We start from the raw sequence: 13454 nt of genomic DNA, 5'->3' as shown, positions 1-13454 counted from the left end.
AAAAAAGCGCCGGAAGGCGCTTTTTTCATGGGCGAAAGCCGTTCAGCGGCTCAGGGCTGGGTGTCGATGAAGCTCGGGCGCTGCATCAGCTTGTCATAGAGCTTCGCGAGGTTCGCGTGCTCGGCGCGCCATTCGATCTCGGGGAAGCGCAGGTTCAGCCAGCCCAGGGTGCAGCCCACCGCGATGTCCGACAGGCTCAGGTGGATGCCGCTGCAGAAGGGCTTGTCGCCCAGGCCCTTGGCCATGGCGGCCACGCCGGCCTCGACCTTGGCGCGCTGGCGGTCGATCCAGGCCTCGCTGCGCTCGCCGTCGGCACGGCCGGACCAGGTGCGCTCCAGCCGCCACAGCACGCCGGCATCCATCACGCCGTCGGCCAGCGCCTCCCAGGTCTTGACCTCGGCGCGCTCGCGGCTCTGCTGGGGAATCAGCTTGCCGACCGGCGACAGGGTGTCGATGTATTCGACGATCACGCGCGAGTCGAACATCGCCTCGCCGCCTTCCATGATCAGGCACGGCACCTTGCCCAGGGGGTTCGAATTGGCGATGGTCGTGTCGGGCGACCAGACGTCCTCGATCACGAACTGGTAGTCGAGCCGCTTCTCGGCCAGCACCACGCGCACCTTGCGCACATAGGGACTGGCGGCGGATCCGATCAGTTTCATGAAGGCTCTCTCCCTCGACATTGATAACGTTTGTTCATAATCATTTTAGGGGAACGCCAAAGCCCGGCTTTCGGTGTACCGGGTTCGTCCCCGGGCGGCCCGCCTAAAATTCGGGCATGAGCTTCTCCACCGTCTCCGCCCTTTCCCCCCTGGACGGCCGTTACGCGGCCAAACTCGCGGCCCTGCGCCCCCTGATGAGCGAGCAGGGCTACATGCACCGGCGCGTGCAGGTCGAAGTGGCGTGGTTCATCGCGCTGTCGGACTGCGGCTTCGCCGAATTCAAGCCGCTGACCGGCGGCGCCCGCAAGTACCTGATGGGCCTGGTCTCGCACTTCTCCGAGGCCGACGCGCTGGCCATCAAGGAGATCGAGAAGACCACCAACCACGACGTGAAGGCGGTCGAATACTGGATCAAGTCCAAGTTCGAAGCCCGCCCCGAGCTGCTGGCCGCGGCCGAGTTCGTGCACTTCGCCTGCACCAGCGAGGACATCAACAACACCAGCCATGCGCTGCAGATCCAGGCCTCGCGCGACACCGTGCTGCTGCCCGCGATCGACGGCCTGATCGCCAAGCTGCGCGAGATGGCGCACCAGTTCGCCGACGTGTCGATGCTCTCGCGCACCCACGGCCAGACCGCCAGCCCGACCACGGTCGGCAAGGAGATCGCCAACGTGGCGGTGCGGCTGTCGAAGGCGCGCGCGCAGATCGCCTCGGTGCAGCTGCTGGGCAAGATGAACGGCGCGGTCGGCAACTACAACGCCCACCTGGCGGCCTGGCCCGACTTCGACTGGGAGGCTTTCAGCCGCAAGGTCGTCGAGACCCCGGCGCCGCTGGGCCTGGGCCTGAGCTTCCAGCCCTACAGCATCCAGATCGAGCCCCACGACTACATGGCCGAGCTGTTCGATGCCGTGGCGCGCGCCAACACCATCCTGGTCGACTTCTCGCGCGACGTCTGGGGCTACGTGAGCCTGGGCTACTTCAAGCAGCGGCTCAAGAAGGGCGAGATCGGCTCCTCGACCATGCCGCACAAGGTCAACCCGATCGACTTCGAGAACGCCGAGGGCAACCTGGGCCTGGCCAACGCACTGCTGCGCCACCTGAGCGAGAAGCTGCCGATCAGCCGCTGGCAGCGCGACCTGACCGACAGCACGGTGCTGCGCAACATCGGCGTGGCCTTCGGCTACGCGACCCTGGCCTATGCGAGCCTGGCCACCGGCCTGGGCAAGCTCGAGCTCAACCGCGACGCGCTCGCGGCCGACCTCGACGCCTCGTGGGAAGTGCTGGCCGAGCCGATCCAGACCGTGATGCGCCGCTTCGGCGTGCAGGGCGCCTACGAGCAGCTCAAGGAAGTGACGCGCGGCCAGACCGTGACGGCCGAGGCGCTGCATGGCCTGATCCGTTCGCTCGCGATTCCCGAAGAGGAAAAAGCCCGCCTGCTGGCCATGACACCGGCCAGCTACGTGGGCAAGGCGGCCGAACTCGCCGGTAGAATCTGACGCCCTGTGCATCGATGCACCAACCGCTTTTCCCAAGCGGTTGGTTCGTTCGCTGAGGCCGCCTGAATCCGTCCGAGGGCGGCCGATTCGTTTCGATCGCCCTTTCCGGTTTCCTTCCAATTTCCTAGCCAACGCACGCCGCATGCCGGCCGTGCGCCAGCCAGCAACACTTCCGTGCGGGACGCCTCGGCGTCCCCGTTGTCCATGCTGCGCGCTTCCCTGCGACGTCTCTGGCTCAAGATCCACCGCTGGGTCGGCCTCACGCTCGGCCCGATCCTCGCCGTCACCGCCCTGCTCGGCGCGGCACTGGTCGTGGGCCAGCCGCTCGATCGCCAGGCCCATCCCGAGCTGTTCGTCGCACGCACGGCCGGCGACGCCACCGCGGCGCGGCTGCCGTTGGAACCGCTGCGCCAGCGGTTGCTGGCCGAGTTCGGCCCCGACACCAACCTGACCCTGCGCCCGCCGCGCCAGCCCGGCGACAGCTACTGGGTGCTGGTGCGCGGCAGCTGGGACGGCACGGTCTACCTCGACCCCTTCACCGGCGCCGAACAGGGCCGGCGCGGCACCCAGGAAGGTGCCTACAACCTGATCTACAAGATCCACAACAGCCTGCTGCTCGACAGCACCGGCAAGGGCATCCTGGCCTTCGTCGCGCTGTCCTACCTGGTGCTGCTGGTGACGGGCCTGGTGCTGTGGTGGCCGACGCGCTGGCCGCCCTCGCTGCGCATCGTGCTGAACCGCGGCCTGCTGCGCGGGCTGTTCGACCTGCACCGCACGGGCGGCGCGGTGCTCGGCCTGCTGATCGCGGTGTCGGTCGCCACGGGGGCCTACATGGCCTGGCGGCCGCTGGGCGATTTCATCTCCGCCGCCATGGGGCAGAAGCCGGTCAAGGCGCCGACGATCGCCAAGGGCGCGGCCCAGGGCCCGCGCCTGTCGCTGGACGAGATCGTGGCGCGCGCGCAGCAGGTGCATCCGGGCCAGCCGATCGGCTACGTGGCGGTGCCCGGCAAGGCCGACCGGCCCGTGCGCGTTCGCTTCAAGCTGCCCGACGACCCGCATCCCAACGGCATCAGCTCGGCCTGGCTCCACCCGATCACCGGCGAGGTGCTGGCCGCGCGCAAGTGGCAGGAGCTCGATGCCGGCAACGGCTCGGTGGCGGTGATCTTCCCGCTGCACACCGGCGAGCTCGGCGGCGTGGTCCACGAGATCGTGACCGCGCTGCTGGGCCTCGCGCTCGGCGGCCTGGGCTTCAGCGGCATCTGGCTCTGGTGGCGGCGCCGCCGCACGGCGGCCGAGGCGGCCAGGCGCAGCGCCGCGGTCGCGCGCCCCTCGTCCTGAGCCTCACGCCAGGCGATTCGACGACGACGGCGCGACGACGCCGTCCTGCCCGAACGACGCGCCCCACGCCCGCCCGTTCCTTCTTCAATTTCAAAAACCCGAGGAGTTCCCGTGTCCCCCTTCCAACGCACCGCCATCGCGATGGCCCTGCTTCCCCTGAGCCTGCCCGGCTTCGCCGCCGAGGGCGACGTGCCCGCGGGCGCCGACGGCAAGGCGCTCGAGGCCATCACCGTCACCGGTGACTGGCTCGGCAGCCCGACCGAGAAGAAGGTCGTCGAGCATCCCGGCGCGCGGACCATCGTCGAACAGCGCCAGATCCGCGAGAGCGGCTCGTCGAGCGTGCGCGACGTGCTGCGCCAGATCCCCGGCGTGCAGGTGCAGGAGAGCAACGGCACCGGCGGCAGCGACATCTCGCTGAACGTCGGCGTGCGCGGCCTGACCTCGCGCCTGTCGCCGCGCTCCACCATCCTGATGGACGGCGTGCCGCTGGCCTACGCGCCCTACGGCCAGCCACAGCTGTCGCTGGCGCCGCTGTCGCTGGGCAACATCGAGACCGTGGACGTGGTGCGCGGCGCCGGCTCGGTGCGCTTCGGACCGCAGAACGTGGGCGGCATCATCAACTTCGTGACGCGCTCGATCCCCGAGAAGTTCGCCGCCGAGGCGAGCGTCGGCGTGGAGAGCGCGGGCCATGGCGGCGGCACCAAGTCCACGCCCAGCGTGTTCGTCGGCGGCACCAACGACAAGGGCCTGGGCCTGGCGCTGCTGTACTCGGGCACGCACGGCGAGGGCTTTCGCCAGAGCAACGACAAGACCAACATCGACGACGTGATGCTCAAGGGCAGCTACCGCTTCTCGAAGACCGACGACATCGCGGTGGCGCTGCACCACTTCGAGGGCCAGGGCCGCATGCCCGGCGGCCTGACGACGGCGCAGTACGCGCTGAACCCGTTCCAGTCGGACCGTCCCTTCGACGAGTTCACCGGACGGCGCACCGACGGCTCGCTGCGCTACACGCACAACGACGGCATCAACAAGTTCGAACTGCTGACCTACTACACCGACTCGTTCCGCGGCAGCCACCTTGAGCAGGAAGGCACGGGCACCACCGCCAACCAGCGCCGCCTGACCGCGGCGCCGCGCGAGTACCACACCTTCGCGATCGAGCCGCGCTACTCGCGCCTCATCGACTCGGGCAGCGTGGTGCAGGAAGTCAGCGTGGGCTACCGCTACCTCAAGGAGTCCAGCTCGGAAGTGGCCACGCGCAGCAGCTACTACCGCCCGCGCCTGGGCTTCGACGCCAGCACGCTGGCGCAGCCGGCCTACCAGACCAGCGCCGGCGGCACCACCGCCAACGCCTTCTACATCGACGACCGCATCGACTTCGGCAACTGGACCGTGACGCCCGGCGTGCGCTACGAGGCGATCCGCTCGCACAACGACGTGGTGGGGCTCACCAACAGCCGCATCACCAGCGTGATCGCGCCGAAGATCGACTCCAACGAATGGCTGCCGACCGTCTCGGTGATGTACCGCATGAACGAGCGCTGGTCGCTGTTCGCGAACGCCGGCGTGTCCTTCGGGCCGCAGCAGTACGCGCAGCTCGCCCAGTCCACCGACGGCCTGCATCCCGAGAAGGCGAAGACCTATGAGATCGGCACGCACTACAAGGGCGAGGCCTGGAGTTCGGAGCTCACGCTGTTCAACATCGACTTCGACAAGGAGCTGCAGCTCGCGCGCTCGATCACCGGCGACGTCGGCCAGTGGACCGACCTGGGCGCCACGCGCCACCGCGGCCTGGAATCGGCGCTGCGCTACGAGCTCGGCGACCTGAGCCCCGCCCTCAAGGGGCTGTCGGTGTCGGCGACCTACACCTACACGCAGGCGATCCAGAAGGCCGGCGCCTTCGCGGGCCGCGACCTGCCGTTCTACTCGCGCCAGGTGGCCACGCTGGGCGCGCGCTACGAGCGCGGCCCGTGGACCTTCAACGCCGACGTCTACGCGCAGTCGAAGCAGCGCTCGCCGGGCTCGCCCGACACCAATGCGCGCTACGTCACGCTCGAGGACAGCACCGGCCGCCTCGGCAACATCCCCGGCTACGCGGTGATGAACGTGCGCGCCGGCTACGACTTCGGCCCGACGATGCGCAACCTCAAGCTGGCCGTGGGCGTGAAGAACCTGTTCGACCGCCGCTACTTCAACCGCTCGGTGGACAACAACGGCGGCAAGTACGTGGGCCAGCCGCGCACCGTGTACCTGCAGGCCTCGGTCGCCTACTGATCGGCCGGCGAGCAGTTCCCGGGCCGGCGCCGGCCCGGGAGCGCGCGCATACACTCGCGCACCCATGGCGCTCAAATCCACCATCTTCAAGGCCAACCTCGCGGTGGCCGACATCGACCACGGCTACTACGCCGACCACGCGCTCACGCTGGCGCGCCATCCGAGCGAGACCGACGAGCGGATGATGATCCGGCTGGTCGCGCTGGCGCTCAACGCGCACCAGTTGCAGGACATCTGCAACGGCGACGGCACGCTGGCCTTCGGCGCCGGCCTGTCGAACGTGGACGAGCCCGATGTCTGGCTGCGCGACTTCACGGGCCAGACCCGGCTGTGGATCGAGGTCGGCCAGCCCGAGGACAAGCCCGTCATCAAGGCCTGCGGCAAGGCCGACGAGGTGATCGTCTACTGCTTCAACCACGCGGCCGAGATCTGGTGGCGCGGCATCGAGAACAAGCTCTCGCGGCCGCAGAACCTGCGCGTCTACCGCGTGCCCACCGCCGCCTCGCAGGCGCTCGCGGCACTGGCGCAGCGCTCGATGCAGCTGCAGGCGACGATCCAGGAGAACACGCTGACGCTCGGCGACGGCGCGAACAGCGTCGACATCGAGCTGCTGCGCTGGAAGTAGCCTGGAATCTCAGAGCGGCATCATCTCGCCGCACTGCCAGCACTGCTCGAAGCCGCCCTCGATCCGCTCGCCGCAGACGCACTGCCAGCTGCGCTGCGGCCGGTGCTGCAGCGCATGCAGCAGCCGCTGCGCGAGCTCGAACTGGCTTTCGTCGTCGATCCAGATCTCGGGCAGGCACTGATCGGGCGGCAGCTGGCCGGCCGCCGCGCCCAGGTACTCGCGCTGCACAGTCGCGGCCACGCCGTCCTCGCGCAGCGCATGCACCCACAGCGTCGCGATGGCGAGGTTGGGCGCTTGCGCGAGGCGACGCATCGGGCCGGCCGCTCAGCTCGCGTCTTCGGGCCCGGTGGGCACGGCGGGATCGTCCGGCTCGTCGGGCCACTTCGGCGGCTCGGCCTCGCGCGCGCGCTCGGCATAGCGGTTGAAGCGCCAGGCCGAATCCTCCATGGTGATGCGGCGCCAGGTGACGCGCTTCTCGGCCGGCGTCATCGCGGGCCAGTGCTGCACCTCGTCGAAGCTGCGCCCGCAGCCCTTGCACTGGTCGTCGCCCTGGCTGGTGGAGCAGATCGCGATGCAGGGGGTGTCGGGCGTGCTCTGGTACCAATCCAGCCAGGCGGCCCAGGCCTTGGCCGGGAAGCCGACCTCGTCGACCTCGTCCTCGTGGTGATAGACCATGAGCGCATAGACCTCGGCCAGCGCGCGCAGCTCGGGCGCGAGCGTGACGCCATCGGGCGAGGGGCTCTTCTCGCGCCAGTGATTGATGGCGGCCTCGATGTCGGTGATGTGGATGGCGGCCATGAACGCAGAAAGATCGGCAGGGCGGGCGATCATAGTCCGCCAATGTCCCGAGACCCTCGAAGGTTATAGGCGCTACCAAATTTGTAGCAATAGACCTTGTCGCAATGCAGGTTTTGAGCGCCTTCCGTTTGAAGGCTTGAAACTTTCGGTTGCCAGCGCGCGAGCGCCGATGCTCTAATCGCGCCCACGAAGGGGAGTAGCTCCCGGCCGTCGCACCCACGACGGACATCGCCAGGTCGTCAATACGAAGCACAACACTTCCGGCCTGTCGGGCATTGCGCATGTCGGCGAACGGCCGTGCGCGTGCCGAGCCAGACCTTCGATTTGAACCTGTGCAGGTTTGGTCGAAGCGTCGTTGGATCCCCCGGTGTCACCCGGTTTCATTTCCTCGCTTCGATCAGCCCGCCCGGGATGAATCGAAACGCATCGCATGTGCCATGCCCGCGGCCACCACGCAACGGTGGGGCGGGACGGTCACAAGACACAGAGGAAACTATGGAACAGTTCATGACCCCGGAATTCTGGGTCGCCGTCGGTCAGATCATCATGATCGACATCCTTCTTGGCGGCGACAACGCCGTCGTGATCGCGCTGGCCTGCCGCAAGCTGCCGCCGGCCCAGCGCACGCAGGGCATCCTGTGGGGCACCGCCGGCGCCATCCTGCTGCGCGTGATCCTGATCTTCTTCGCGCTGACCCTGCTGGCCATTCCGTTCCTGAAGCTCGTGGGCGCGATCCTGCTGCTGTGGATCGGCATCAAGCTGCTGGCGCCCGAGCATGACGACGCGCACGGCAACATCGCCGGCAGCGACAGGCTCTGGGGTGCCGTCAAGACCGTGATCATTGCCGACCTCGTGATGAGCGTCGACAACGTGATCGCCATCGCGGGTGCCGCCCAAGGCGCCGGCGAAGGCCACCAGATGCCGCTCGTGATCTTCGGCCTGCTCGTGAGCATCCCGATCATCGTCTGGGGCAGCCAGCTCGTGATCAAGCTGATGGACCGCTTCCCGATGATCATCACGCTCGGCGGCATGCTGCTGGGCTGGATCGCCGGCACCATGGCCGTGTCCGACCCCGCGCTGGCCAACGCCGCCGCCTGGACCTGGGTGCCGAAGGTGCCGCAGACCGATGTCGTGAAGTACGCCGCCGGCATCGCCGGTGCCCTGCTGGTGCTGGCCATCGGCAAGTGGGTGGCTTCGCGCCAGGCCCGCGCCAAGGCGTCGACGCCGGCCACCGCGAGCTGAGCCCGTTGCCCGCCCCACGAAAGTCCCCTATCCATTTCGACCCGTCTCTGCCACTCTAACTACCTGAAGGAGCACCCTATGGAAAAGATCATTCTTTACGTCGACGACGTCGTCTACGCCTGCGAACAGTTCGCCGAACTGGCGCCGGACGCCGACGCCGTCGTGGCGCGTCACTGGGTGCTGGTGGCCTGCGCGCCGCGCATGACGCATCGCATCAGCAAGTGGGTGAGCCATAGCGCACGCGAGAACTGGCGTGCGAAGTGGTTCAGCAAGCTGCAGGCGCAGCTGCTGCCGCTGCTGGAGCGCAATGGGGGGCAGGTCACGGCCGTGCTGGCCAAGGGTCCGCTGACCGAGCTCACGCAGCAGCTCAAGCGCGAGCACATGGCCGTCCACGTGGTCGACGCCCGTCGTCCGAAGGTCGGCGTGGACCTCGAGCCGGTCACGCCCGAGCAGAAGCCGGCCGGCCAGCAAGGCTGGGCCTTTCCCGGTGCCGTGATGGGCATGGGCGCGCTGCTGGTGCTGGCGAACGAACTGGCGGAATAAGAGGATCGCGGCGTCAGCGCCGCGCCTTCCCGCTCAGACGACGGCTCCTTCGGGAGCCGTTTTTTTTGTGCCCATGCCGATGGGCATCGCGGTGCCGACGCCCCGTCCCACGCGGGTTCGCGGGCATGTCCGTCTCGCCGCCGCCCCGGTGCTGCGGTATCCTGGGACGCATGCGCATCCTCCTCAAATGGCTGCTCAGCGCGGTGGCGCTGCTTGCGGTGGCCTACCTCTACAGCGGCGTCCAGGTCAGCAGTTTCGGCTCGGCGCTGATCGCGGCCGTCGTCATCGGCCTGCTCAACATGATCGTGCGCCCGGTGCTGGTGGTGCTCACGCTGCCGGTCACCATCGTCACGCTCGGGCTGTTCCTGTTCGTGATCAATGCGCTGATGTTCTGGGCCGCGTCCGGCCTGCTGGCGGGCTTCCACGTCAACGGCTTCCTCGCCGCGCTCGTGGGTTCGCTGCTCTACTCGGTGCTCAGCCTGCTGATCGAGAGCGCGCTCGGCGGGCTGCTGACGCGCCGCTGATCCACCTGATCCACCTCCCCCTGGCTCAACGCAGCGCAGGCTCCTCGGCCTGCCGCTTCACCAGCACCTCGATCTCGCGCGCGCGGGTGTCGATGATCGACGCCTCGAAGTGGTCGATCGGCACCGCGCCCGGTCGGCCGCTCTGGCTCTGGCGGATCAGTTCCTGCGCCGCCTTGAAACGGTCGCGCGCCGCCGGATAGTCGAGGATCGCCACGTTCGATTCGGCGTCCGCGCGCACCGCATGCAGCGTGTCGTTCTGCGCGCCGTAGAGATTGGCCAGCGTGCGCCAGGCCGTGGCGTCGCGCGGATTCGCCGCCACCCAGTCGCGCAGCACCGGGATCATCGGCGCGGGTTGGCGGCTCGCCACCGCGACATCGGCCGCCAGCAGCATCTCGGGCCGCGACTTGGCCTTGCCGTCGAGCAGCGAGGCCGCCTTGGCCACGCCCGCGCCGCCGGCCGCCAGTTCGATCTCGGCCTGCAGCCAGCGCGCCTGGCGCGCGGCCGGCACGTCTTCCGCCGTGCGCTCGACCAGCCGCTGCGCCAGCGCGCGCGCGGCCTTGTAGTCGCGTAACTCCTTGGCCGACAGCGCCGCCGCGTAGAGCGTGCCCGCCTGCTGGGCCGGCGTGCTCTTGGCGAACTCGCCGGTCGAGGCCGCGTCGACCCATTGCCGCAGCACGTCGACGCCGGGGCGCGTCAGCACGCGCGCGCGCGAGGAGACCATCGCATGGTCCATCAGCAGCACCGGCGGCGGCACCGAGTCCATGCGGAACTGGAAGCGGCCCTGCATGTCGGAGATGCGCTCGGTCGTCAGCGGATGGCTGCGCAGGTAAGGGAAGGAGCCGTTGTCATTGAGCCGCGAGGCGTACTGCAGCTTCTCGAACATCGTGGCCGCGCCCTGCGGCGCGAAGCCGGCCTGCGTCATCACGCCGAAGCCCACGCGGTCGGCCTCGCGCTCCATGTCGCGCGAAAAGTTCAACTGGTTCTGCATGAACGCCGCCTGGCTGCCCAGGACCATCGCCTGGCCCGCGTCGCCACCGCTGCGGCTCTTGCCCGCGGCGATCATGCCGAGGATCAGGCCCGCGAGCATCAACGGGAACTGCTTGTTCTGCTTGTCCATCATGCGGGCGATGTGCCGCTGCGTGACGTGCGACAGCTCGTGCCCGAGCACGGTCGCCAGCTCGTCGCGGCTGCCCACCGCCGCCACCAGCCCGAGGTTGAGCCCGAGGTAGCCGCCCGGCAACGCGAAGGCGTTGATGTTGCGATCGCGCCCCAGCATCACCACCCAGGCATAGCGCTCGTCGAGTTCGGGCGTGAGTTCACCGCGCACCCGCGCCGCCGCCAGCAGGCGCTGCCAGATCTCCTGCACGTAGTCGGCGATCACCGGATCGTCGATGTAGTCGGTGTCGCGGTAGAGCTCGCGCGCGATCTGGTCGCCCAGGTGGCGCTCGGCGGTCGCCGTCATCTCGCCGCCGTCGCCGAGCCCCGGCAGCAATTGCGCGCGCGCCAGCGGCGGCATCAGCACCTGGGACGCTATTAAAACGCTAGCGCAAACCGTCCGCAGGGCGGGGACGAAGGGTCGTTTCTTGCGAGGGGGTGGGGTCCAGCGTGGCATGGCTTGTCCAGAACTCGGGCTCGTATGATGCACCTCCCTCTTGAACGTTCACCATGAGCTCACTCACCCATTTCGACGCCCAGGGCCAGGCCCACATGGTCGACGTCGCCGCCAAGCCCGCCACCCATCGCGTGGCCGTGGCCACCGGCCGCATCGAGATGCGGCCCGAGACTCTGGCGCTGATCGCCTCGGGCAGCGCGAAGAAGGGCGACGTGCTCGGCATCGCGCGCATCGCCGGCATCCAGGCCGCCAAGAAGACCAGCGACCTGATCCCGCTGTGCCATCCGCTGGCCATCACCCGGGTGGCGGTCGACCTGGCGCTCTCCGAGGTTGGCGACGCGACACCGCATGTGCGATGCACCGCCACGGTCGAGACCGTTGGGCCGACCGGCGTCGAGATGGAGGCGCTGACCGCCGTGCAGATCGCGCTCCTGACCGTGTACGACATGTGCAAGGCGGTGGACCGGGGGATGACGGTCACCGGGGTGCATGTGGTGGAGAAGCATGGCGGGAAGTCGGGGAGCTGGACGGCTCCTGCAGCCTAGGGCGCCGGGGCCCTGTCACCCGGGTTCTGCCTGAGCCAGTGGGCGTAGGCGCCCGGATATGCCACCCTGAAACGTTCGGCGATCAGGCGCGCTTCGCCCTCACGGCCCGAGAGTTCGGCGCTCTCGATCAGCTTGACGATCACGCGCGGCTCCGGCGAGAAATGCAGCGTCCGCTCGGCGAGCGCATGCATCCGCGCCGCGTTCTCGTGCGTGACCGGCGTCAGCGTCAATTCGGCGAAATCGACCTGGCGCGCGAACAACCAGGAATCCCGGACCTTGGCGAGCGTGTCGTCCTGCCAGGGCGGTAGGCGTTCGTCGCGCGGCAGGTAGATCTGGCTGATGCGGGTGTAGTCCCAGGCGGCGTAGACGACGAACGAGAGCAGGGCGATGCTCGCCAGGGCCGAGAGCTTTCGGCCGTCGGGGAGCCATGCCTTTGTCTTCTTCGATGGCGGCGACGCTCGATCGCCGCTGGCGCGCGCAGGCCACAGCATGCCCAGGCACAGGCCGAAGACCAGCTGGAAGGGGCCGTACCACAACGGGTACTCGAGCAGGCTGTGCACGAGGATGACGGCCAGCAGGCCCCAGGCCATGAGCCGGTTCGGGTCGCGCTCGCGCCAGGGGCGGGCGGAGATCACCAGCCAGAGGAAACCGCCGCAGATCAGCACGGCGGCGGGGATGCCGAGTTCTACTGCGAGGTGCAGGGGGAGGTTATGGGCGTTGTCCAGGAGCACCGGGAAACGCGGGCCCGGGTAGACGGCCATGAAGTGGGCGTAGCTGAGTTCGCCCCAGCCCCAGCCGGTGAAGGGGCGTTCGGCGATCAGGGAGAGGACGTTGTGCCAGAGGATGAGGCGGCTTTCGTTGCCTAGGGCGGTGGGTTGGAGGCGTTGGACCAGGGCGCCGGCTGAGGCGACGGCCTTGTGGCTGGTGCCGATGGCTGCGAGCTGGGGTAGCAGCCAATTCAGGGCGAAGTAGAGGGGGAGCATGGCCAGCAGCGCCAGGGGTGGGGGCAGGCGGCGGGCCGGAGTTAGGGCGCGGCGCTCCTTCCAGGCCACCGCCCCTGCCGCGACCGCGATCAGCGCGAGTTGCAGCACGCCGGTGCGAGAGCCTGACGCAGCGGTGGCGGCAATCAGCAGCACGACGGCTGCGATGAGGCTGATTCGCATACGGCGGGAGTCCCACGTCGCATGCAACCAAAGGGCGGCGACCAGCGCCAGGCTGATCAACGTGGCGAACTGATTGGGCTGGCGCAGCGTGCCCCAGGCACGGCCGGAGGTGGGAGAGGTGATCCAGGGGAGCAGGGTTTTGGCAAGGTTGCTGTACTGGAGCAGACCGACAACCGCGTTGGCGACGCCGACCGCCAGGATTCCCCAGGCCAATGCAGCCGGAATGGATACGGCCTTGCCCTCCCGGCTCGCCCCGGCGAGGGCCGACAAAGCGATGCCAGCCAGCGCCGCGCAGGCCATGGATCGCAGGTCCGCGAAGCCTTGGAACGAGATCGCGATTGCCACGGCGCAGCAACCCAGCCAGACGACCAGACGTCGATCGATGACGTCACCGCGCGCCGACAGCAGCAGCAGGGCGGCGCACAGCCCGGAAGCGAGCAGTTGCCAGGCATTGGCGGACGGGCCCGCCACCAGCGGGCAGAGAAATGGAAGCGCGACGAGTCCCGCGCAGCCGATGCGGGAGGCGTTTCCGAGTAGAGGGGTTCGCTTGAGGACCGAGGACATCCAAAGCGATTGTTGCTCGGCGGCACGACGGGCGGACCATGGCCTCAGGCAATGAAATCCAAACT

13 protein-coding genes are annotated in these 13454 nt (G+C 68.6%); 8 read left to right on the top strand and 5 right to left on the bottom strand.

Going from position 1 to position 13454, the window contains the following annotated elements; translation table 11 throughout:
• Nucleotides 1-50: 50 nt before the first annotated feature.
• Complete coding sequence (locus tag AC07RV_RS16135) at nt 51-662, bottom strand: glutathione S-transferase N-terminal domain-containing protein (RefSeq protein ID WP_093351431.1); 612 nt, start codon at nt 660-662, stop codon at nt 51-53.
• Nucleotides 663-778: 116 nt separating this feature from the next.
• Between AC07RV_RS16135 and purB the strand changes: the two genes are divergently transcribed.
• The 4 genes from purB (at nt 779) to AC07RV_RS16115 (ending at nt 6398) form a co-directional block, all read left to right on the top strand.
• Nucleotides 779-2158, top strand: a complete 1380-nt coding sequence (purB, locus tag AC07RV_RS16130; RefSeq protein ID WP_057593677.1) for an adenylosuccinate lyase — start codon at nt 779-781, stop codon at nt 2156-2158.
• 204 nt (nt 2159-2362) lie between these two features.
• Entirely contained in the window at nt 2363-3496 is a 1134-nt protein-coding gene (locus AC07RV_RS16125) for a PepSY-associated TM helix domain-containing protein (protein ID WP_296774908.1), read from the top strand.
• Nucleotides 3497-3637: 141 nt separating this feature from the next.
• The gene (locus AC07RV_RS16120; protein WP_296775102.1) at nt 3638-5773 is read left to right on the top strand and encodes a TonB-dependent receptor family protein; all 2136 of its coding nucleotides are present in this window, start codon (nt 3638-3640) and stop codon (nt 5771-5773) included.
• Nucleotides 5774-5837: 64 nt separating this feature from the next.
• A complete protein-coding gene (locus AC07RV_RS16115) occupies nt 5838-6398 on the top strand; it encodes a YaeQ family protein (protein WP_296774906.1) in 561 nt (186 codons plus the stop codon).
• 9 nt (nt 6399-6407) lie between these two features.
• Here the strand turns inward: AC07RV_RS16115 and AC07RV_RS16110 are convergent, their stop codons facing one another.
• Nucleotides 6408-6710 (bottom strand): DUF2007 domain-containing protein, encoded by a 303-nt coding sequence (locus tag AC07RV_RS16110; protein WP_203203371.1) that lies wholly within the window; start codon nt 6708-6710, stop codon nt 6408-6410.
• 12 nt (nt 6711-6722) lie between these two features.
• Nucleotides 6723-7196 carry a DUF3717 domain-containing protein gene (locus tag AC07RV_RS16105; RefSeq protein WP_296774898.1) on the bottom strand — a complete coding sequence of 158 codons (474 nt, stop codon included), beginning with the start codon at nt 7194-7196 and terminating at the stop codon, nt 6723-6725.
• Between the two features lie 495 nt (nt 7197-7691).
• On the opposite strand from AC07RV_RS16105, the gene AC07RV_RS16100 reads away from it, so the two are divergent.
• The 3 genes from AC07RV_RS16100 (at nt 7692) to AC07RV_RS16090 (ending at nt 9505) form a co-directional block, all read left to right on the top strand.
• The gene (locus AC07RV_RS16100) at nt 7692-8438 is read left to right on the top strand and encodes a TerC family protein (protein WP_093351445.1); all 747 of its coding nucleotides are present in this window, start codon (nt 7692-7694) and stop codon (nt 8436-8438) included.
• Nucleotides 8439-8516: 78 nt separating this feature from the next.
• Entirely contained in the window at nt 8517-8981 is a 465-nt protein-coding gene (locus tag AC07RV_RS16095; protein ID WP_296774893.1) for a hypothetical protein, read from the top strand.
• A gap of 170 nt (nt 8982-9151) precedes the next feature.
• Nucleotides 9152-9505 (top strand): phage holin family protein, encoded by a 354-nt coding sequence (locus AC07RV_RS16090; protein WP_093351452.1) that lies wholly within the window; start codon nt 9152-9154, stop codon nt 9503-9505.
• Nucleotides 9506-9530: 25 nt separating this feature from the next.
• Here the strand turns inward: AC07RV_RS16090 and AC07RV_RS16085 are convergent, their stop codons facing one another.
• Entirely contained in the window at nt 9531-11117 is a 1587-nt protein-coding gene (locus AC07RV_RS16085) for a M48 family metalloprotease (protein ID WP_444814118.1), read from the bottom strand.
• A gap of 53 nt (nt 11118-11170) precedes the next feature.
• Between AC07RV_RS16085 and moaC the strand changes: the two genes are divergently transcribed.
• The gene (gene moaC, locus AC07RV_RS16080; protein ID WP_296774889.1) at nt 11171-11662 is read left to right on the top strand and encodes a cyclic pyranopterin monophosphate synthase MoaC; all 492 of its coding nucleotides are present in this window, start codon (nt 11171-11173) and stop codon (nt 11660-11662) included.
• Here the strand turns inward: moaC and AC07RV_RS16075 are convergent.
• Nucleotides 11659-13389: a PglL family O-oligosaccharyltransferase gene (locus AC07RV_RS16075; RefSeq protein ID WP_296774886.1), complete on the bottom strand. Its 1731-nt coding sequence runs from the start codon at nt 13387-13389 to the stop codon at nt 11659-11661. The two genes, moaC and AC07RV_RS16075, sit on opposite strands and share 4 nt — an antisense overlap.
• Nucleotides 13390-13454 lie beyond the last annotated feature (65 nt).

It is taken from the genome of Variovorax sp. GW821-FHT09B01 (genome assembly GCF_059418345.1).
This window is presented reverse-complemented; position numbering and strand designations above follow the sequence as displayed.